Here is a 19739-nt window from a genome sequence, read left to right as displayed (position 1 = left end):
CCATGACCGTGAAGTCACTGAAGAAGAGGTCCACCCCGACCAGGATCGTCGGCAGCGGCGTCGCGGTCGTGGCCGTCCTCGCCATGTCCGCGTGCACCAGCAACGAGGCCGAGGACGACGGCGACGAGCGCGGCGGCGGCTCGGCGCAGGCCGAGGCGGGATCCAACGACGAGGCGGGCGACACCGTCGTCATCGGCTTCTCCGCCCCCGCGGCCGACCACGGCTGGATGGCCTCGATCACCGAGGCGACCGAGCAGGTCGCCGGCCAGTACGACGACGTCGAGCTCAAGGTCGCCACCGGCACCAACGACGTCAACGTGCAGATCCAGCAGGTCGAGACCTTCATCAACGAGGGCGTGGACGCGATCGTGCTGCTGCCCTTCGACGGTGCGGCGATGACCAAGGTCGCCCTGAAGGCCATGGACGCCGGCATCCCGGTCGTCAACGTCGACCGCGAGTTCAGCGACCCCAATGCCGCCCGGGTCACCGTCCTGGGCGACAACTACGGCATGGGTGTCTCGGCGGGCACCTACATCTGCGAGCAGGTCGGGGACAAGGCGGGTGCGGTGGTCGCCGAGATCGCGGGCATCGACTCGCTGCCGCTGACCCAGGACCGCAGCCGTGGCTTCAAGGACGCGCTCGCCGAGTGCGGTCTCGACGTCGACAACCGGGTGGCGGCCGACTTCACCGTCGAGGGCGGCGAGGAGGCAGCGTCCAACCTGCTGCAGGCCGAGCCGAAGATCGACGCGGTGTGGAACCACGATGACGACCAGGGCGTCGGGGTCCTCGCTGCCATCGAGAACGCCAACCGTGACGAGTTCATCATGGTCGGCGGCGCCGGGTCGGCCAACGCGATGCGCGCCATCAAGGACGGCGACAGCGTGCTGAAGGCGACCGTCATCTACCCCTCCACCCAGGGCGCCGACGGCCTCAAGCTGGCCCGGCTGCTGGCCCAGGACCGCGCGGTCTCCGACCTCGTCGAGGTCGAGGTGCCCCGCCAGGTCCAGCTCTACGCGCCGGTCGTGACGGCCGACAACGTCGACCAGTACCTCGACACCGCCTTCGAGTCCTGAGCGACGACGGCCAGCGCCGCAGGTCGGCGTCGTCGCCCCGAGCCCGCATCCCTCCGGACGAAACGAGTCAGGAAAGCCGATGACCCACCCTCCCTCCTCAGCGGACCCCTCGACGCTTCGCGTCGGCATGGTCGGGCACGCCTTCATGGGCGCCACGCACTCCCATGCCTGGCGCACCGCGCCCCGCTTCTTCGACCTGCCGCTGCACCCCGTCATGCAGGTCGTCTGCGGGCGCGACGCGACCCGGGCCGGCGCCGCCGCCGACCGGCTCGGGTGGTCCGAGACGGAGACCGACTGGCGTCAGCTGGTCCAACGCGACGACGTCGACCTGATCGACATCTGCACCCCCGGCGACACCCACGCCGAGGTCGCCGTCGCCGCGCTCGAGGCCGGCAAGCACGTGCTGTGCGAGAAGCCGCTGGCCAACAGCGTGACCGAGGCCGAGGCCATGACGGACGCGGCGGAGCGGGCCGCCGCGTCCGGGGTCATGGCGATGGTCGGCTTCACCTACCGTCGGGTGCCGGCCGTCGCGCTGGCGCGCAAGCTGGTCGCCGACGGCCGGCTGGGGGAGATCCGCCAGGTCCGCGCGCAGTACCTGCAGGACTGGATCGCCGACCCCTCGGCGCCCCTGTCCTGGCGCCTGGACAAGAAGCAGGCGGGCTCGGGGGCCCTCGGCGACATCGGCGCCCACATCGTCGACCTCGCCCAGTTCATCACCGGCGACCGGATCGCGTCGGTCTCGGGCCACCTGCAGACCTTCGTCCACGAGCGCCCGGTCGCCGCCGAGTCGACGGCGGGGACCCTCGGGGGCGGCGGGGCGAGCGGTGAGACCGGTCCGGTGTCGGTGGACGACGCCGCGGTCTTCCTCGCCTCGTTCGCCAGCGGCGCGCTCGGGGTCTTCGAGGCGACCCGCTTCGCCTACGGGCGCAAGAACGCCATCCGCCTCGAGGTGAACGGCTCGCTCGGGTCGCTCGCCTTCGACTTCGAGGACATGAACGTCCTCCAGCTCTTCGACGCCACCGAGCCGGCCGAGACCGCGGGCTTCCGCCGGATCCTCGTCACCGAGCCCGAGCACCCCTACGTCGGGGCCTGGTGGCCGGCCGGCCACGGCCTCGGCTACGAGCACGCCTTCACCCACCAGGTCGTGGACCTGGTCCGGGCGTTGGCCGCGGGCGAGCAGCCCACCCCGTCGTTCGCCGACGGCCTGCAGGTCCAGCGCGTGCTGGCCGCGGTCGAGACGAGCTCCCACACCCGCCAGTGGCAGGAGACCACCGCATGAGCACCGACCACACCCCCCAACCCGAGGACAAGTTCTCCTTCGGCCTGTGGACCGTCGGATGGGAGGGCGTCGACGTCTTCGGTCCGGCGAGCCGGCCGCGGCTCGACCCCGTCGAGTCCACCTACAGGCTCGCCGAGCTCGGGGCCGCGGCCGTGACCTTCCACGACGACGACCTGCTGCCCGACGACGACGACCGTGAGCGCACCCTCGACCGCTTCCGCAAGGCGCTCGCCGAGACTGGCATGCGGGTGGAGATGGTCACGACCAATCTGTTCGGCCCGCCGGTGTTCAAGGAGGGCGCGCTCACCGCGAACAACCGCGAGGTACGCCGCTACGCCACCCAGAAGGTGCTGCGCAACATCGACCTGGCAGCGAGCCTCGGGGCCGACACCTTCGTGCTGTGGGGCGGCCGCGAGGGCGCCGAGCACGGGGGAGGGAAGAACATCCGTGCCTCCCTGGACCGGATGAAGGAGTCGCTCAACACGTTCTGCGCCTACGTCCAGGAGCAGGGCTACTCCCTGCGGTTCGCCCTGGAGCCGAAGCCCAACGAGCCGCGGGGCGACATCCTGCTCCCGACGATCGGTCACGCGATCGCCCTGATCAGCGAGCTCGACCGGCCGGAGATGGTCGGGCTGAACCCCGAGGTCGGCCACGAGGAGATGGCCGGGCTGAACTTCGCCCACGGCATCGCGCAGGCGATGTGGCACGGCAAGCTCTTCCACATCGACCTCAACGGTCAGCACGGGCCGCGCTTCGACCAGGACCTGCGCTTCGGCGCCGGGAACCTGCGCGGCGCCTTCTGGACCGTCGACACCCTCTTGGGCAGCGGGACCGGGGACGCCTACGACGGCTACGTGCACTTCGACTTCAAGACCCCGCGCGTCGAGGCCGTGGACGGCGTCTGGGAGGCCGCGCGGGCCTGCATGCGCAACTACCTGATCCTGCGCGAGCGTGCCCTGGCCTTCCGGGCCGACCCTGCGGTCGCCGAGGCGATGGCTGCGGCCGAGGTCGGCGAGCTGGACCGGCCCACCCTGGGCGCGGACGAGCAGCTGGCCGACCTGCGCGACGCGACGTACGACGTGGGGGCGCTCGCCGAGCGCAGCACCGCGTTGGAGGCCCTCGACCAGCTCGCGATGGAGCACCTGCTCGGCGTCCGCTGACGCCGCGCGCCCGACATCCACCCGCCACCCACCGACCCACCAGCAGCACCGCAGCACCAGCAGCACCGCACGACCAGCACCGCCAGGGGCCGAACGCCCGGGGACCCGCCCCGGAACCGCCGCAGCGCATGTCGTCATCAACGAAGGAGAACGTGATGCATCAGCTCATCACGCGGCTGAGGAAGGGCTCGCGCACCGCGCTGGGCTCGACCCTGGCCACGGTCGTGTCGCTGCCGTTGGCAGCCACGGTCGGTCTGGGCCTCAGCGCCCCGGCGGCCCAAGCCACGGAGCCGGAGAAGGCGCCCTCGGCGTCGGCCAAGGCCTCTGACCGCACCCAAGCGAAGGCCCAGAAGGGGGAGAAGGGCAAGCAGGCCAAACAGGGCAGCAAGGCCCTGCGCGAGTCCGTCCCGCTCCCGTGGACCATGGACGCCGCGGCCGCAGCCGAGGGGGAGGCCGAGCAGTTCGACGCGCTGATCTTCTCCAAGACCGCTGCGTTCCGGCACAGCAACATCGACGAGGCCACCACGGCGATCCAGCAGCTGGGCACCGCCAACGACTTCACGGTGACCGCCACCGAGGACGCTGCCGCCTTCACCGACGCGAACCTCGCGCAGTACGAGGTCGTCATCTTCCTCTCCACCACCGGTGACGTGCTCAACGAGACCCAGCAGGGTGCGTTCGAGCGCTACATCCAGGGCGGCGGCGGGTTCGCCGGCATCCACGCGGCGTCGGACACCGAGTACTCCTGGCCGTGGTACGGCGAGCTGGTCGGCTCCTACTTCGCCAGCCACCCTCCGGGCACACCGACCGCGACCGTCAAGGTCGAGGACCCCGCGCACCCCTCCACCGCCGGCATCGAGCCGCGCTGGGAGCGCACCGACGAGTGGTACAACTACCGCACCAACCCGCGCGGCGCCGTGCACGTCCTGGCCTCGATGGATGAGACCACCTACGCGCCGGGTGGCAACGCCATGGGCGTGGAGCACCCGATCGCCTGGTGCCAGGACTACGACGGCGGCCGCAGCTGGTACACCGGCATGGGCCACACCGAGGCCTCGTTCACCGACGAGAAGTTCCTGGGCCACATCCTCGGCGGGATCCAGACCGCCGCCGGTGTCCTGCCCTCGGACTGCAGCGCCACGCTCGAGGACAGCTTCGAGAAGGTCGCGCTCGACGAGAACACCTCCAACCCGATGGAGCTCGCCATCGCCGAGGACGGCCGGGTCTTCTACGTCGACCGCAACGGCGCCGTGCGCATCATCCTGCCCAACGGCACCGTGGTGACCGCCGGCACCATCCCCGTCTACACCGGCCAGGAGTTCGGCCTGCTCGGGATCGCACTCGACCCCGACTTCGCCACCAACAACTGGGTCTACCTCTACTACTCCCCGACGGGGAACGAGGCGATCGACCGGGTCGCGCGCTACACGATGTCGGGCAACACCCTGCAGCTCGACACCGCGACGACGATCCTCGACGTCCCGACCCAGCGCGTGGAGTGCTGTCACGCGGGTGGGTCGCTGGAGTTCGACAACGACGGCAACCTCTACCTCGCCACCGGCGACAACACCAACCCGTTCGCCTCCGACGGCTACACCCCGATCGACGAGCGTCCCAACCGCGCCGCGTGGGACGCCCAGCGGACCTCGGGCAACACCAACAGCCTCAACGGCAAGATCCTGCGCATCACCCCGCTGGACGCCGGCGGCTACGCGATCCCCGAGGGCAACCTGTTCGACGAGGACGCCGACGCCGACGACAAGACCCGGCCCGAGATCTACGCCATGGGCTTCCGCAACCCGTTCCGCATCGGCCTGGACGTGCAGAACAACAACATCCTGGTCGCTGACTACGGCCCGGACGCGGGCGCGGTGAGCGCCACCCGCGGGCCCAACGGCCGCGTCGAGTGGAACATCCTCGACGAGCCCGGCAACTACGGCTGGCCGTACTGCGTGGGCGACAACACGCCGTACCACGACTACAACTTCGCCAACAGCACCGCGGGCGCGGCCTTCGACTGCGCCAACCTGGTCAACGACTCGCCCCACAACACGGGCCTGACCAACCTGCCGCCCGCCAAGCCGGCGGTCATCTGGCAGAGCAACAACGCCTCCATCACGGGCACCCCGGAGATCGGCGCGAGCGGGGCCCCGATGACGTCGGGCACCTACTCCTTCGACCCCGACCTGGTCTCGGACCGCAAGTGGCCCGCATACTTCGACCGCAAGGCGATCTGGGCGGACTGGAACAACAGCCGGCTCTTCACCGTGCAGCTGAACCAGAACGGCACGAACTACACCGACATCAACCGATTCCTGCCGAACCTGCCGATGGTCCGTCCGCACGCCCTGCAGTTCGGGCCGGACGGCGCGCTCTACATGATCGAGTGGGGCAGCGGCTTCAACGGCAACAACACCGACTCCGGCATCTACCGGATCGACTACGTGGAGGGCAACCGTGCTCCGGTCGCCCGCGCCACCGCGGACCGGACCTCGGGCCCGGCGCCACTCACCGTCGAGTTCGACGGCAGCGCGTCCTTCGACGCCGACACCGGCGACGCCACGGGCCTCACCTATGCGTGGGACTTCGACGGTGACGGCACCACCGACGCCACGACGCCCACCGGCACCTACACCTACGCCGAGGCGGGCAACTACACCGCCCGGCTGACGGTGACCGACGAGGGCGGCCGGTCCGCCACGACCAACATCGACATCGTCGCCGGCAACACCGCTCCGACCGTGGAGCTGACGCTGCCGGTCGATGGCGGGTTCTTCGAGTTCGGGGACTACCTGCGCTACGAGGTCGAGGTCACCGATCCCGAGGACGGCACCATCGACTGCGACCGGGTGGTCGTCCAGCCCGGGCTGGGCCACGACGAGCACTCGCACGACTACGAGCAGTACACCGGCTGCAGCGGCACGCTCGCGCTGCCCGGCGACTCCGGCCACGTCGGTGCCAACATCTTCGGCACCATCAAGGCCACCTACACCGACGGCGGGGCCGGCGACGCCGGCGCCCTGACCGGCGTCGACGGCATCATCGTGCACACCAAGCACAAGGAGGCCGAGTTCTTCGACGAGACCGGGCGCACCGGCGGCGAGACCGGCGGCACGCCCGGGGTCACGGTCCAGACGACCACCGACACCGGCGGCGGCCAGAACGTCACCGGTGTCGAGACCGGCGACTGGTTCCGCTGGGACGTCATGAACCTCACCGGCATCACCGGCGTCACGATGCGGGCCGCCTCGGCGACCGCAGGCGCGACGTTCGAGGTCCGCCAGGGCTCGCCGACCGGCACCGCCATCGGCACCCTCTCGGTGCCGAACACCGGCGGGGCGCAGACCTACCAGGACGTCTCCACGACGTTCACCGGCGCCACCGACACCAGCGGCGAGCTCTACTTCGTCGCGACCACCGGCGGGGCCAACGTCAACTGGCTGGAGTTCAACGGCCGCGGCATCACCGACAACCGCCCGCCGACCGTGGCGATCTCCGCCAGCACCACCAACGGCGAGGCGCCGCTGCCGGTCGACTTCACCAGCACGGTGAGCGACGCCGACGGGGACACCCCCATCACCTACGCGTGGGACTTCGGCGACGGCACGACCTCCACGGAGGCCTCGCCCAGCCACACCTACACCACGCCGGGACGCTACGTCGTGGAGCTGACCGCCACCGACGCACGCGGGGCGAAGACCTCCCGCACGCTCGAGATCGTCGTCACCCGGGCCGCGGACACCTGCTTCAGCGGGCGCTCCGACGACTTCGTGGGCGACTCCCTCGACACCGAGCGCTGGAACCGCAGCGTCCGGGTCGACCAGTCCCTGACCGTCGCCGGCGGGACGCTCAACATCCCGATCACCGCGACCGACATCTACCAGACCACCAACACGACGCCGAACATCGTCCTGCAGGACCTGCCGTCGGGCGCCTTCGAGGTGACGACCAAGGTCACGCTGCCGGCCACCCGTGCCTACCAGCAGGCCGGACTGGTGATCTACGGCAACGACGACAACTACCTCAAGCTCGTCTACTCCGGCCGCTCCAACGAGCCGAACAAGGCGAACAACATCATCCAGATGGCCAAGGAGGTCAACGCGTCCGCGACGGAGACCAACTCCGCCGACCTCGGCGCCGCCTTCCCCGACACCGTGTGGCTGCGGCTGAGCAGCACCGACGGCAACGTCGTGGCCGGCTCGTGGAGCAGCGACGGTGAGACCTGGACCGATGTCGCCTCGACGCGCGACCTCGCCGGGATCACCGCGCCCAAGGTCGGGCTCCTCGCCCTGGGCAGCCAGCCCGCCTCGCCGGGCATCACCGCCGGCTTCGACCACTTCACCCTGACCCCCGACGACACGGCCGTGCCGTGTGAGCCGGGTTGTCTGGTCGAGCAGTTCGACGGCACTGCCCTCGGGTCCGACTGGGACGTCGTGCGGCCCAGCGGAAACCTGGAGGTCTCCGGCGGCACGGTCGACATCCCGCTCGAGGCGACCGATCTCTACCAAGGCACGAACACCGCCCGGGACCTGGTCCTCACCGACCTGCCCGACGGCCCGTTCGTGGTCACCACCAAGGTCAGCGCGCCGATCAACCGGTCCTACCAGTCGGCCGGCCTGCTGATCTACGGAGACGACGACAACTACATCAAGCACGTCTTCCAGGGACGCAGCGACCAGCCGGACGCCGCGTCGAACATCATCCAGCTCGCCAAGGAGCTCGAGGCCACCGCCGCTGAGACCAACACCTCCGGCCTCGGCGCGGAGTTCCCGTCCACCGTGTGGTTGCGACTGACCAGCGAGGACGGCACCGACGTCATCGGCTCCTACAGCACCGACGGCGAGACCTGGACGGAGATGTCGGCCGGCTTCGACATGAGCGGCATCACCGACCCGCGGGTCGGGCTGCTGGCAGCGGCCAACACCACCGCCGGCGCCGGCATCACCGCCTCCTTCGACTGGTTCACCCTCGGCGCGGACACGCCGTGCGGGCCGGGCGAGGAGCCGGGCGAGGACGAGACGGCGCCGCAGGTCGACGCCACGGTCCTCGGCTCGTACGCCGGTGAGGTCACCGACATCGCCGGGGGCAGCATCGGTGGGGAGGCCACCCTGGTCTCCGCAGCCGACGGCTCGGGCTACACGAGCACCGCGACGCTCGAGCTGACCGGTCTCGACCCGGCCGCGTCCTACGAGTCGCACCTGCACCTCGGTGGCTGTGGCGGCTTCGAGGGCCACTACCGCGACGACCCGGACGGAGCAGGCACCCCGCCGAACGAGCTCTGGCCGACCAACCCGGGCTGGGAGCCCGGCGAGCCGCGGATCAAGCCGGCGGCCGACGGAACGTCGTCGGCGACGGCCACGGTCCCGTGGGCGCCGCGGATCGAGGGCCGCTCCCTGGTCCTCCACCGTGAGGGTGCGATCGTCGCCTGCGCCGACCTCGCCCTGACCGGTGCCGGCACGGTCGTCCTGGACGCCTCGGACGACGTCGGGGTCACCTCCTTCACCTACACGGTGGACGGTGGCGAGGAGACGGCGTACGAGGACCCGTTCCGGATCACCGAGCCGGGCACCCACGTGGTCGCGTACACCGCCACCGACGCCGCGGGCAACGAGACGACCGGCGAGTTCGAGGTCGTCGTCCCGGAGACCGACGAGGCTCCGGCCCCGACGGTGAGCATCGCCACGACGCCCGCGGCCCCGAACGGGTCCGCAGGCTGGTTCACCTCGCCGGTCACCTTCGCCCTCACGGGTGCGGGCGGCAACGGGGAGCTGAACCTCCAGTACCGCCTCGGGACGGGCGGCTGGACGGCCTACACGGCACCCGTGCGGATCGCCCGAGACGGCATCACCCGGGTCCAGGCCCGGGCGACCGACGCGGACGGCACGGTCTCGGAGGTCGCGACCACGACCATCCGCATCGACACCACGGCACCGGCGATCAAGGTCACCGGCGTCACGGCGGGCACGAAGATGAGTGTCGCGGCGACGCGTACCGCACGGGTCACGGCCACCGACGCCACCTCCGGGATCGCCTCGCGCGTGATCCGGCTGGACGGCAAGGTCGTGACCTCCCCGGTCCGTCTCGACGCGATGCGACTGCGCACCGGCACCCACCGGCTCGCGGTCACCGTCACCGACAAGGCCGGCAACCGGCAGACGCGCACGATCACCTTCCGGGTGGTCGCGACGTACGCCGGCGCGAAGCAGCTGGTCAAGCGCCTGGACCGGGAGAACACGATCGGTGCCCGGCTCGCCACCTCGCTCACCACCGCGATGAACGCCGCCCAGCGCGCCGATCGCCGCGGCCAGGAGCGGCAGGCGCGCCAGGCCCTGACGAGGTTCCAGTCGCTCGCCGCGGGCGTGCGCAAGGCCCCGGCCAAGGCGGCGCTCACCGATGTCGCGCGCCAGCTGAAGAAGCAGCTCTAGGCGCTCGACGAGAAGAGAGGAGAACGTCCGCAGATGGGGGTCCCGGCCACGCGGTGCCGTGAGGTGCCGCACCCGACCGCTCGCAGGATCGGCCCTGCGATCCGGTCGGTGGCCGGGCCCCCATCGGGGCGGGGGAGCGGCGTCCTCGGGACGTCGGTCCCCGCGACCGGTGCCGGGACAGCGCGCTGTGTCCCGGCACCGGCTCGCACCCACGCTGACGGCGCCGCCGCCGTCGCCGTCCGCACCACCCCCACCGGCTGTCCGCACCCCAGCGGTGCGCCCACCTGAGCAAGAGGAGCCACGCATGCCACGCCCGATCACCCTGTTCACCGGCCAGTGGGCCGACCTGCCGTTCGAGGAGGTCTGCCGCCTCGCCTCCGAGTGGGGCTACGACGGCCTCGAGATCGCGTGCTGGGGCGACCACCTCGACCCCTGGCAGGCCGCCGAGGACGACGCCTACGTGCAGGGCAAGCTCGACCTGCTGGAGAAGTACGGCCTCAGGACGTGGGCCATCTCCAACCACCTCAAGGGCCAGGCCGTCTGCGACGACCCCATCGACGGGCGCCACCAGGCGATCCTGCCCGCCCAGGTCTGGGGCGACGGGGACCCGGAGGGCGTGCGGCAGCGCGCCGCCGAGGAGATGAAGCTGACCGCCCGGACCGCGCAGCGGCTCGGCGTCGACACCGTCATCGGGTTCACCGGCTCCTCCAGCTGGAAGTACGTCGCGATGTTCCCGCCGGCCACCGAGGAGATGGTCGCGGCGGGCTACCGCGACTTCGCCGACCGCTGGAACCCCATCCTCGACGTCTTCGACGAGTGCGGCGTCCGCTTCGCCCACGAGGTGCACCCCTCGGAGATCGCCTACGACTACTGGACGACCGTCGCCACCCTGGACGCGATCGGCCACCGCCCGGCGTTCGGCCTCAACTGGGATCCCTCCCACTTCGTGTGGCAGGACCTCGACCCGGTCGGGTTCATGTGGGACTTCCGGGACCGGATCTACCACGTCGACTGCAAGGACGCGAAGCGCCAGACCGGCAACGGGCGCAACGGTCGGCTGGGCTCGCACCTGCCCTGGGCAGACCCGCGCCGGGGCTGGGACTTCGTCTCGACCGGTCACGGCGACGTGCCCTGGGAGGCGTCGTTCCGGATGCTCAACACGATCGGCTACGACGGCCCGATCTCGGTGGAGTGGGAGGACGCGGGCATGGACCGCCTCGTCGGCGCCCCGGAGGCGCTGGAGTTCGTCCGCCGCCTCGCCTTCGACCCGCCCTCGGCCGCCTTCGACGCCGCGTTCTCGGCCTCGTCGTGAGGCGGTCGTGACGTGACGCTCGTGCTGGGCATCGACTCCTCGACCCAGTCCACCAAGGCGGTGCTCGTCGACGCCGACGACGGGACCGTGGTGGAGTCCCGGGCGGCCCCCCACCCGCCCGGGACCGAGGTCGACCCCCGCGCCTGGCTCGCGGCGTGCGACGCCGCCGCGGGGCCGCTGCTGGAGCGGGCGGACGCGGTGTCGGTGGCCGGCCAGCAGCACGGCATGGTCGCCCTCGGAGACGACGGCGAGCCGGTGCGCGATGCCCTGCTGTGGAACGACGTGCGCTCGGCCGCCGCCGCCCGCGACCTGGTCGCCGAGATGGGTGGGGGACAGGCCTGCGCCGAGGCGGTCGGCAGCGTGCTCGTCGCCTCGTTCACCTCCACCAAGCTGCGCTGGCTCCGCGACCACGAGCCCGCGGCCGCCGGGCGGGTCGCGGAGGTGCTGCTCCCGCACGACTACGTCTCGCGCCACCTCGCCGCCCCGGGCACCCGGGCGTTCACCGACCGTGGCGACGCCTCGGGGACCGGCTACTTCGACACCGCCCACGGGCGGTGGCGTCCCGACCTGCTCGCGGCGGCCCTCGGCCACGAGGCCGCGGTGCCCGAGGTGGTGCCGGGCGGTGCCGTCGCCGCCCGCACCTGCGGCGGGGCGGTGGTGGGGGCCGGCACGGGCGACAACATGGGCGGGGCGCTCGGCATGGAGCTCGAGCCCGGCGACGTCCTGGTCTCGATCGGCACCAGCGGGGTCGCCTCGGCGCTGAGCCGTGACCCGGTGGCCGACGGCACCGGGACGGTGACGGGGTTCGCGGACGCCCGCACGGGCTTCCTGCCGATGGTCACCACGATGAACGCCGCCGGGATCCTGGACCTCCAGGCGCGCTGGCTCGGTGTCGACCACGCCGAGCTCGCCCGGCTCGCCCTCTCCGCGGACTGGGGCTCGCGCGGGCTCACCGTGCTGCCCTACTACGGCGGCGAGCGCACGCCCGATCGTCCCGACGCCGTGGGCGTCTGGCACGGGCTCACCCCCGCGACCACCCGCGCCGACCTCGCCAGGGCGGCCTTCGAGGCGATGCTCTGCGGCCTCGCCGACGCCGTCGACCGGCTGGTCACGGCCTCCGGGGTCGAGCCCGACCGCGTGCTCCTGGTCGGCGGCGCCACCCGCAGCGCGGCGCTGCGTGCCCTGGCGCCGGGGTTGCTGGGCCGGGCGGTGGCCTTCCCCGCGCCCGGTGAGTACGTCGCGCTGGGCGCCGCCCGCCAGGCCGCGTGGGCGCTCGCCGGGACCGACGCGCCCCCGGAATGGCCGCGCAGCGGGCTCGAGGAGCGGCCGCCGCCGCCCGAGGCGGAGCGTGAGCGCGGCGCGGCGGTGCGGGCGGCGTACGCCTGCCTGCGCGACCGCACCTGATCCAGCCGCACCGCGCGGCGGCCCCCATCCCCCCAGAGCAGGACGCGAGGACCAGGCGATGACGAGCGACGAGAGCAGCACGCACGAGCGAGCGGAGCGCACGGGGGTGTGGTTCGTGGGCGCCCACGGCTCGGTCGCGACCACGGCGGTCGTCGGCGCGCTCGGGATGCGCCACGGGCTCGCGCCGCGCACCGGGATGGTGACCGAGCTGCCCGAGCTCGACCCGGCAGGCCTGCCGGCCCTGGACTCCCTGGTCTTCGGCGGCCACGACGTCGTCTCCCGGTCCCTGGCCAAGAAGGCGGAGGCGCTGGCCAGCGGCGGCGTGCTGCCCGCGGCCCTGGTCGGGGCCGTGGGCGCGGAGCTCGACGCGATCGACGCCGACGTGCGACCGGGCTACGTGGCGGGAGAGGAGACCGTCGCCGAGGCGGTCCACCGGCTCGGCGCGGACCTCGGGGCGTTCCGGGAGCACCACGACCTGGCCCGGGTGGTCGTCGTCGACGTCGCCAGCACCCAGCCACCGGTCGTCGACCCCGAGAGCCTGCGCAGCCTCGAGGACCCGCTCCCGGGCGCGGCGATCTATGCCCTGGCGGCGTTCGAGGCCGGGGCGGCGTACGTCGCGTTCACCCCCAGCCCCTGCCTGCGGCTGCCCGTGGTGGTGGAGGCCGCCGCGCGCGCCCGCCTGCCGTACGCCGGGTGCGACGGCAAGACGGGGGAGACGCTGGTGAAGTCGGCGCTCGCCCCGATGTTCGCCGCCCGGGCCCTCGAGCTGCGCTCCTGGGCGTCGGTCAACCTGCTCGGCGGCGGCGACGGGGCGACGCTGGCCGACCCGGAGACGGCGCGCAGCAAGACCTCGGCCAAGCGCAGCGGGCTGGACGCCATGGCCGGCCGTCCGGTCCCGGGCCCGATGCACATCGACCAGGTCGAGGACCTGGGGGAGTGGAAGACGGCGTGGGACCACGTGCGCTTCGACGGCTTCCTCGGCACCACGATGACCCTGCAGTTCACCTGGCAGGGCTGCGACTCGGCCCTCGCGGCGCCGCTCGTGCTGGACCTGGCCCGCCTGGTCTCGGCGGCCCACGCGGCGGGCCGGTCCGGGGCGCTGCCCGAGCTCGCCTTCTTCTTCAAGGACCCGGTCGGCGGCACCGAGCACCGGCTCGCCGAGCAGTGGCGCGACCTGGTCGCCTGGCGGCAGGGGCTGGACCGGTGAGCGGGCTGCCCGCCGCCCGCGACCTCGCGGCGCTCGTGCGGCTGCCCGCGGCGCTGACCGTCCCCGGCGACGCCTGGTCCGGCGCGGCCTGGTCCACGCGCTCGGCCGCGCGTGGGGGAGCGATGATGCCGCTGGGATCGACCCTCCTCTACTGGTCCGGGATGGCGCTGAACGACTGGGCCGACCGCGAGGTCGACGCCGTCGAGCGTCCCGAGCGGGTGATCCCGTCGGGCCGGGTGCCGGCGCGGACCGCCCTCGCGCTGGCGGGGGCCCTCGGCGCGGCCGGGCTCGCGGTGAGCGCCGCCGTGGGCGGGCGCCGCGCGCTGCGGATCAGCGTGCCGCTCGCCCTCCTCGTCGCGACGTACGACGTGCTGGCCAAGGACTCGCCCGCCGGCCCCCTGGTGATGGCCTCCACCCGCGGCCTCGACGTGCTCCTGGGCGCGGCCGCCGCCCCGGGTGCCGCGGTCGCGCCGGCGGCGTCGGTCGCCGTGCACACGGCCGGGATCACGCTGCTCAGCCGGGGGGAGGTCCACGGCGCCGGGCCCGGCGCGGCGCTCACGGCACTGGTGGGCACCGGGGCCGCGGCGGGCGTGCTGCTGACGACGACATGGCGCGACCCGGCGGCGAGCACGGCAGCGCGCTGCGCGGCCATCGGGCTCGCCGGCGCCTACGGGACCGTCGTCGGCGGCGCCCAGGTGCGCGCGCTCGCGGACCCCCGCGACGCCGCCCGGGTGCGGGCCGCCACCGCCGCCGGCATCGGCGGGCTGACCCTCCTCCAGGCGGCGTGGCTCGCCGCGCGGGGACGCTTCACGGGCGCCGTGGTGGTCGCCGGCGCCGGCCCGCTGCTGCGCCGGGCCGCGCGGACGGTGAGCCCGACATGACGCTTCGTCTCGGCTACGGGCTGAACGGCTTCGCGGGCCACCGCCTCGCCGACGCGTGCGCGGTGGTCGCCGGCCTCGGCTACACCGGTGTCGGGCTCACCCTCGACCAGCCGCACTTCGACCCCTTCGGCGACCTCGCCGGGCAGATCACGCACGCCCGCCGCTGCCTCGAGACCCAGGGGCTCGCCTCGGTCGTCGAGACCGGCTCGCGCTACGTGCTGGACCCGTGGCACAAGCACGAGCCCACCCTGGTCAGCAGCGCCGGCCGAGAACGCCGGGTCGACCTGCTGCGCCGGGCGGTGCGGATCGCCTGCGAGCTCGGCTCCGAGGCCATGTCGTGCTGGTCGGGCACCGCCCCCGCGGACGTCAGCACCGCGCAGCTGTGGGCCCGGGTGGTCGACGGTCTCGGGCCGGTGCTCGACGACGCCGCCGCCCTCGGGGTCACGGTGTGCGTGGAACCGGAGCCCGGGATGTTCCTCGCGACCCTCGACGACGTGCTCGATCTGCGCGCCCGGCTCGGGCACCCTGAGCACCTGAGGGTCACCCTCGACCTCGGGCACCTGGTGTGCAACGAGCCGCGCCCGCCCGCCGCCACGGTGCGCCACGCGGGAGAGCTGGTGGCGAACGTGCAGGTCGACGACATGGTCCGCGACGTGCACGAGCACCTCGAGCTGGGCGCCGGCGCGCTCGACCTCGACGCGGTCCTCGCGGCGCTCCTCGACATGGGGTACGCCGGCCTCGCTTGTGTCGAGCTGCCCCGCCACTCCCACGCCGCGCCCACGGTGGCGCGCTCCACGATGGCCGCCCTCCAGGCGTCCCTGGACCGGATCGGCTCCGCCGCCCCTGCCCCCGGAGGTGCCCGATGACGCTCGTCCACCCGCTCCTCGCCCCGGAGCGGCTGCGCGCCGCGCTCGGCCCCGACGGCGCACGCGGCCTCGAGGACATGCTCGCGACCCTGGCCGGCGATCCGCTGCGGCTCGGCCGGCTGTTCCCCGGGGCGGCCCGGCGTACCGCGCGGGGCGACCTCGGCGACGGCCATCGACTCGAGGACGCCGTCCGTGTCGAGCTGGTCGGCGCGGCCGCCGCCGGGCTCGGTCCCGACGCCCTCCTCGCCGAGCTGGGTGAGCTCTACCGCTACGGCGACGCCGACGAGAAGCGGGCAGTCCTCCTCGCGCTCGGCGCCGTCGCGGACCCGGGCGTCGACGGCGCAGACCTGCTGCTCGACGCGCTGCGCACCAACGACGTACGGCTGGTCGCGGCCGCGATGGGGCCGCACGCCGACCGGCTCAGCCCCCACGACTGGCGGCACGGCGTCTTGAAGTGCCTCTTCGTCGGGGTGCCGCTGAGCGCGGTGGACCGCCTCGCCGACCGCACCGACGCCGAGCTGCTCGCCATGGTCCGCCGCTACGCCGCAGAGCGCGAGGCCGCCGGGCGCCCGGTGCCGGACGACGCCGTACGGCTGCTCGCCTCGACCGCCTCGACCACCGACCCGGAGGGCTGACATGCGCATCTTCGATCCGCACATCCACATGAGCTCGCGCACCACCGACGACTACGAGCGGATGCACGCCGCCGGGGTGCGGGCGCTGGTCGAGCCGTCGTTCTGGCTGGGGCAGCCGCGCACGAGCGTCGGCTCGTTCACCGACTACTTCGACGCGCTGGTGGGCTGGGAGCGGTTCCGGGCCGCCCAGTTCGGGATCACCCACCACTGCACGATCGCGCTCAACCCCAAGGAGGCCAACGACCCCCGCTGCGCCGGGGTCCTCGACGTGCTGCCCCGCTACCTCGACAAGGACGGCGTGGTCGCGGTCGGCGAGATCGGCTTCGACTCGATGACCGCCGCGGAGGAGGACTCCTTCCGCCACCAGCTCGACCTGGCCATCGAGTTCGGGCTGCCGGCCATGGTGCACACCCCGCACCGCGACAAGGAGGGCGGCACCCGGCGCACCCTCGATCTGGTGGAGGAGGCCGGAGTCGACCCGGGCATGGTCGTGGTCGACCACCTCAACGAGCGGACCGTCGCGCCGGTCGACGAGCGGGGCTGCTGGATGGGGTTCTCGATCTACCCCGAGACCAAGATGGATCCCGACCGGATGGTCCGCATCCTCCAGGACCGGGGGACCGAGCGGGTGCTGGTCAACTCCGCCGCAGACTGGGGACGCAGCGACCCGCTGCTCACCCGGGCCACCGGCGAGGCCATGCTCGCCGCGGGCTTCAGCGACGACGACGTCGACCGGGTGCTGTGGCGCAACCCCGTGGAGTTCTTCGCCCAGAGCGGGCGCCTGCTGCTGCCCGAGGACGAGACCGATGCCGCCGCCCCCGCCGCGGACGCGAGTGCGACCTTCGAGGGGAACTCGGTGCTCCGCGGCGAACGGGTCGGCTGATGCGACTGCGACACCCGGACGGCACGGTCGTCCACCTCGGCTACGGCACCAACGTGCTGCCCGCCGAGGACGTCGACGGCCTGGTCGCGCAGGCGGTGGGAATGGGCGGACGCATCCGCCGCGCCATCGCCCAGCGACCGGGGGGCCCCGGCGTGTCCGGGCGCGTGGGGCTCGGGCTCTGGCTGCCCGCGGCCGCCGCGCACCGGCTGGCCGCCGACCCCGCCGGCGTACGACGGGTGCGCGAGCGGCTGGCCGAGCACGGGGTCGAGGTCGTGACCGTCAACGCCTTCCCGTTCGCCGCCTTCCAGGGCGCCGTGGTCAAGCATGCCGTCTACCTGCCCACCTGGGCCTCCCCGGAGCGCCTCGACTACACCCTGGCCGCCGCCCGCGTGCTGGCCGGTCTGCTGCCGGACGACGCCGACCACGGCTCGATCTCCTCGCTGCCGTTCGCCTGGCACACCCCCTGGTCCCGCGAGGACCAGCAGCGGGCCGAGGCCCAGCTCGCCGCGCTCGCCCGGGGACTCGCCGAGATCGAGGCCGGGACCGGCCGTCGCGTCGTGGTCGGGCTGGAGCCCGAGCCCGGCTGCGTGGTCGAGACGGTGGAGCAGGCCGTCGACCGGCTGGCCGGGGTGGACCGCGACCGGATCGGCGTCTGCCTCGACCTGTGCCACCTCGCCGTCGGCTTCGACGAGGCGGACCGGGCCCTCAAGGTGCTCGACGAGGCCGGTCTGCGGGTGGTCAAGGCCCAGCCGGCGTCCGCGCTGGTGGTCGACGACCCCGCCGACGAGGCGGCGCGCTCCGCGCTCGCGTCGTACGCCGAGGACCGGTTCCTGCACCAGGTGCGCCAGGCCCGCCCCGACGGGCGACCCGTCGCCGCGCGGGACGACCTGCCCGAGGCGCTCGACGGGCCCGACCCGCTGGCCGTCGACGCACCGTGGCGGGTGCACTTCCACGTGCCGGTGCACGCCGACCCACGCCCGCCGCTGCGCACCGGGCGCGCGGAGCTGCGGGCCTCGCTGGCCGCGCTCCTCGGCGGTCCGGCGGCCCGCGTCGCGCACCTCGAGGTCGAGACCTACACCTGGTCGGTGCTGCCGGACGGCCCGCCCGCCGACGACGACGCCCTCGCCGCGGGCCTGGCGGCCGAGCTCGCCTGGGTGCACGCCGAGCTCGTCGACCTCGGCCTCACCCCGATCTGACCCCGGATCCGACGCCGGAACCCTTGGAGGAACTGATGGACAAGCTGCTCGTCGTCGACGTCGTCGGCCTCACGCCCGACCTGCTCCCGCACATGCCCCGGCTGCGGAGGCTGGCGGAGTCCGGCTCGTCGGCGGTGCTCGACCCGCTGCTCCCGGCCGTCACCTGCAGCATGCAGTCGACGTTCCTCACCGGGCTCACGCCGGCGGACCACGGCATCGTGGGCAACGGCTGGTACTTCCGCGACCTCGGCGAGGTCTTCCTGTGGCGCCAGCACAACCGACTGGTGCAGGGGGAGAAGGTCTGGGAGACGATCCGGCGCCAGGTGCCGGGCTACACCGTCGCCAACGTCTGCTGGTGGTACGCGATGGGTGCCTCGACCGACTGGACGGTGACCCCCCGGCCGATCTACTACGCCGACGGCAAGAAGGCCCCCGACTTCTATGCCCGGCCGCCGGCGCTGCACGACGAGCTGCGCGAGGAGCTCGGGGAGTTCCCGCTGTTCCAGTACTGGGGACCCACGGCGTCCCTGCGCTCCACGGAGTGGATCGTCGGGGCGGCGCGGCGACTGATGCCGCGCGCCGACCTGACCCTGGCCTACCTCCCACACCTCGACTACGACCTCCAGCGCTTCGGCCCCGACGCCCCGCAGGCGCGCCGCGCGGCCGCCGACGTCGATCGGGCGCTGGCCCCGCTGCTCGACGACGCCGAGCGGTGCGGAGCGCGCGTGGTGGTGCTCTCGGAGTACGGCATCACCCGGGCCGACACCCCGGTCGACGTCAACCGGCTGCTGCGCGCGGAGGGGCTGCTGGAGGCCTACACGCAGGACGGCATGGAGTACCTCGACCCGTGGGCCTCCCGCGCCTTCGCGGTCGCCGACCACCAGGTCGCCCATGTGTACGTCGCCGACCCCGCGGACCTCGAGCGGGTGCGTGCGGTGTGCGCGGGCCTGCCGGGGGTGGCCGAGGTGCTGGACCGGGACGGCCAGGCCAGGGTCGGGCTGGACCACGAGCGGGCCGGCGAGCTGGTGCTGGTCGCGGAGCCGACGGCGTGGTTCACCTACTACTACTGGGACGACGACGACCGGGCCCCGGACTTCGCGCGGGGCGTGGAGATCCACCGCAAGCCGGGCTACGACCCGGCCGAGCTGTTCTTCGACCCGAACGACCGCCTGGTCAAGGCGCGGGCGGCCCTCACCCTCGCGCGCAAGGCGGTCGGGCTGCGCTACGCGATGCAGGTCGTGCCCCTCGACCCGGCGCCGGTCCGCGGGACGCACGGCCGCCTGCCGTTGCGCGACGAGGAGGGGCCGATGGTGTTGTGCGACCGGCCCGGGGTGCTGGGCGAGCGCCTCGCCGCCACCGCGGTGCGCGACCTCATCCTCGACCTGGTCGGTGCCGGATCCGCGGCCCCGGTGGCGTGA

General features: G+C 73.3%; 13 protein-coding genes. All 13 read left to right on the top strand.

What is annotated here, in order from left to right; translation table 11 throughout:
* Positions 1-2 precede the first annotated feature (2 nt).
* The 13 genes from HBO46_RS10675 to HBO46_RS10615 all read left to right on the top strand — a co-directional run bounded on the left by HBO46_RS10675 (position 3) and on the right by HBO46_RS10615 (position 19739).
* Entirely contained in the window at positions 3-1073 is a 1071-nt protein-coding gene (locus HBO46_RS10675; RefSeq protein WP_166137899.1) for a substrate-binding domain-containing protein, read from the top strand.
* Positions 1074-1152: 79 nt separating this feature from the next.
* Positions 1153-2352 carry a Gfo/Idh/MocA family protein gene (locus HBO46_RS10670; protein WP_166137902.1) on the top strand — a complete coding sequence of 400 codons (1200 nt, stop codon included), beginning with the start codon at positions 1153-1155 and terminating at the stop codon, positions 2350-2352.
* Entirely contained in the window at positions 2349-3512 is a 1164-nt protein-coding gene (gene xylA / locus HBO46_RS10665) for a xylose isomerase (protein WP_166137905.1), read from the top strand. The genes HBO46_RS10670 and xylA overlap by 4 nt, the downstream gene beginning before the upstream one ends.
* 155 nt (positions 3513-3667) lie before the next feature.
* Positions 3668-9937, top strand: a complete 6270-nt coding sequence (locus HBO46_RS10660; protein ID WP_224768995.1) for a ThuA domain-containing protein — start codon at positions 3668-3670, stop codon at positions 9935-9937.
* Between the two features lie 304 nt (positions 9938-10241).
* A complete protein-coding gene (locus HBO46_RS10655; protein WP_166137908.1) occupies positions 10242-11249 on the top strand; it encodes a sugar phosphate isomerase/epimerase family protein in 1008 nt (335 codons plus the stop codon).
* Between the two features lie 12 nt (positions 11250-11261).
* Positions 11262-12653: a xylulokinase gene (xylB, locus tag HBO46_RS10650; protein ID WP_166137911.1), complete on the top strand. Its 1392-nt coding sequence runs from the start codon at positions 11262-11264 to the stop codon at positions 12651-12653.
* A 58-nt stretch (positions 12654-12711) separates the two neighbouring features.
* Complete coding sequence (locus HBO46_RS10645; RefSeq protein ID WP_166137914.1) at positions 12712-13860, top strand: inositol-3-phosphate synthase; 1149 nt, start codon at positions 12712-12714, stop codon at positions 13858-13860.
* The gene (locus HBO46_RS10640; RefSeq protein ID WP_224768994.1) at positions 13857-14741 is read left to right on the top strand and encodes an SCO3242 family prenyltransferase; all 885 of its coding nucleotides are present in this window, start codon (positions 13857-13859) and stop codon (positions 14739-14741) included. Before HBO46_RS10645 ends, HBO46_RS10640 begins: the two co-directional genes overlap by 4 nt.
* Positions 14738-15607 carry a sugar phosphate isomerase/epimerase family protein gene (locus HBO46_RS10635; protein WP_166137917.1) on the top strand — a complete coding sequence of 290 codons (870 nt, stop codon included), beginning with the start codon at positions 14738-14740 and terminating at the stop codon, positions 15605-15607. The genes HBO46_RS10640 and HBO46_RS10635 overlap by 4 nt, the downstream gene beginning before the upstream one ends.
* Positions 15604-16242 carry an EboA domain-containing protein gene (locus tag HBO46_RS10630; RefSeq protein ID WP_166137919.1) on the top strand — a complete coding sequence of 213 codons (639 nt, stop codon included), beginning with the start codon at positions 15604-15606 and terminating at the stop codon, positions 16240-16242. Before HBO46_RS10635 ends, HBO46_RS10630 begins: the two co-directional genes overlap by 4 nt.
* 1 nt (position 16243) lies before the next feature.
* The gene (locus HBO46_RS10625; protein WP_166137922.1) at positions 16244-17125 is read left to right on the top strand and encodes a TatD family hydrolase; all 882 of its coding nucleotides are present in this window, start codon (positions 16244-16246) and stop codon (positions 17123-17125) included.
* Positions 17125-18321: a metabolite traffic protein EboE gene (gene eboE, locus HBO46_RS10620; protein ID WP_166137925.1), complete on the top strand. Its 1197-nt coding sequence runs from the start codon at positions 17125-17127 to the stop codon at positions 18319-18321. The genes HBO46_RS10625 and eboE overlap by 1 nt, the downstream gene beginning before the upstream one ends.
* 35 nt (positions 18322-18356) lie before the next feature.
* Positions 18357-19739 carry a nucleotide pyrophosphatase/phosphodiesterase family protein gene (locus HBO46_RS10615; protein ID WP_166137928.1) on the top strand — a complete coding sequence of 461 codons (1383 nt, stop codon included), beginning with the start codon at positions 18357-18359 and terminating at the stop codon, positions 19737-19739.

Origin of the sequence: Nocardioides ochotonae, assembly GCF_011420305.2 — a bacterium.
GTDB lineage: Bacteria > Actinomycetota > Actinomycetes > Propionibacteriales > Nocardioidaceae > Nocardioides > Nocardioides ochotonae.
Note: the sequence above shows the minus strand (reverse complement) of the source record. Positions and strands in the feature narration are given on the sequence as shown.

Excerpts from the sequence above, each read along its gene's own strand:
- eboE (WP_166137925.1), top strand. The coding sequence starts at position 17,125 with ATGCGACTGCGACACCCGGACGGCACGGTCGTCCACCTCGGCTACGGC.
- HBO46_RS10625 (WP_166137922.1), top strand. The coding sequence starts at position 16,244 with ATGCGCATCTTCGATCCGCACATCCACATGAGCTCGCGCACCACCGAC.
- HBO46_RS10630 (WP_166137919.1), top strand. The coding sequence starts at position 15,604 with ATGACGCTCGTCCACCCGCTCCTCGCCCCGGAGCGGCTGCGCGCCGCG.
- HBO46_RS10675 (WP_166137899.1), top strand. The coding sequence starts at position 3 with ATGACCGTGAAGTCACTGAAGAAGAGGTCCACCCCGACCAGGATCGTC.
- HBO46_RS10660 (WP_224768995.1), top strand. The coding sequence starts at position 3,668 with ATGCATCAGCTCATCACGCGGCTGAGGAAGGGCTCGCGCACCGCGCTG.
- HBO46_RS10670 (WP_166137902.1), top strand. The coding sequence starts at position 1,153 with ATGACCCACCCTCCCTCCTCAGCGGACCCCTCGACGCTTCGCGTCGGC.
- HBO46_RS10645 (WP_166137914.1), top strand. The coding sequence starts at position 12,712 with ATGACGAGCGACGAGAGCAGCACGCACGAGCGAGCGGAGCGCACGGGG.
- HBO46_RS10615 (WP_166137928.1), top strand. The coding sequence starts at position 18,357 with ATGGACAAGCTGCTCGTCGTCGACGTCGTCGGCCTCACGCCCGACCTG.
- HBO46_RS10655 (WP_166137908.1), top strand. The coding sequence starts at position 10,242 with ATGCCACGCCCGATCACCCTGTTCACCGGCCAGTGGGCCGACCTGCCG.
- HBO46_RS10635 (WP_166137917.1), top strand. The coding sequence starts at position 14,738 with ATGACGCTTCGTCTCGGCTACGGGCTGAACGGCTTCGCGGGCCACCGC.
- xylA (WP_166137905.1), top strand. The coding sequence starts at position 2,349 with ATGAGCACCGACCACACCCCCCAACCCGAGGACAAGTTCTCCTTCGGC.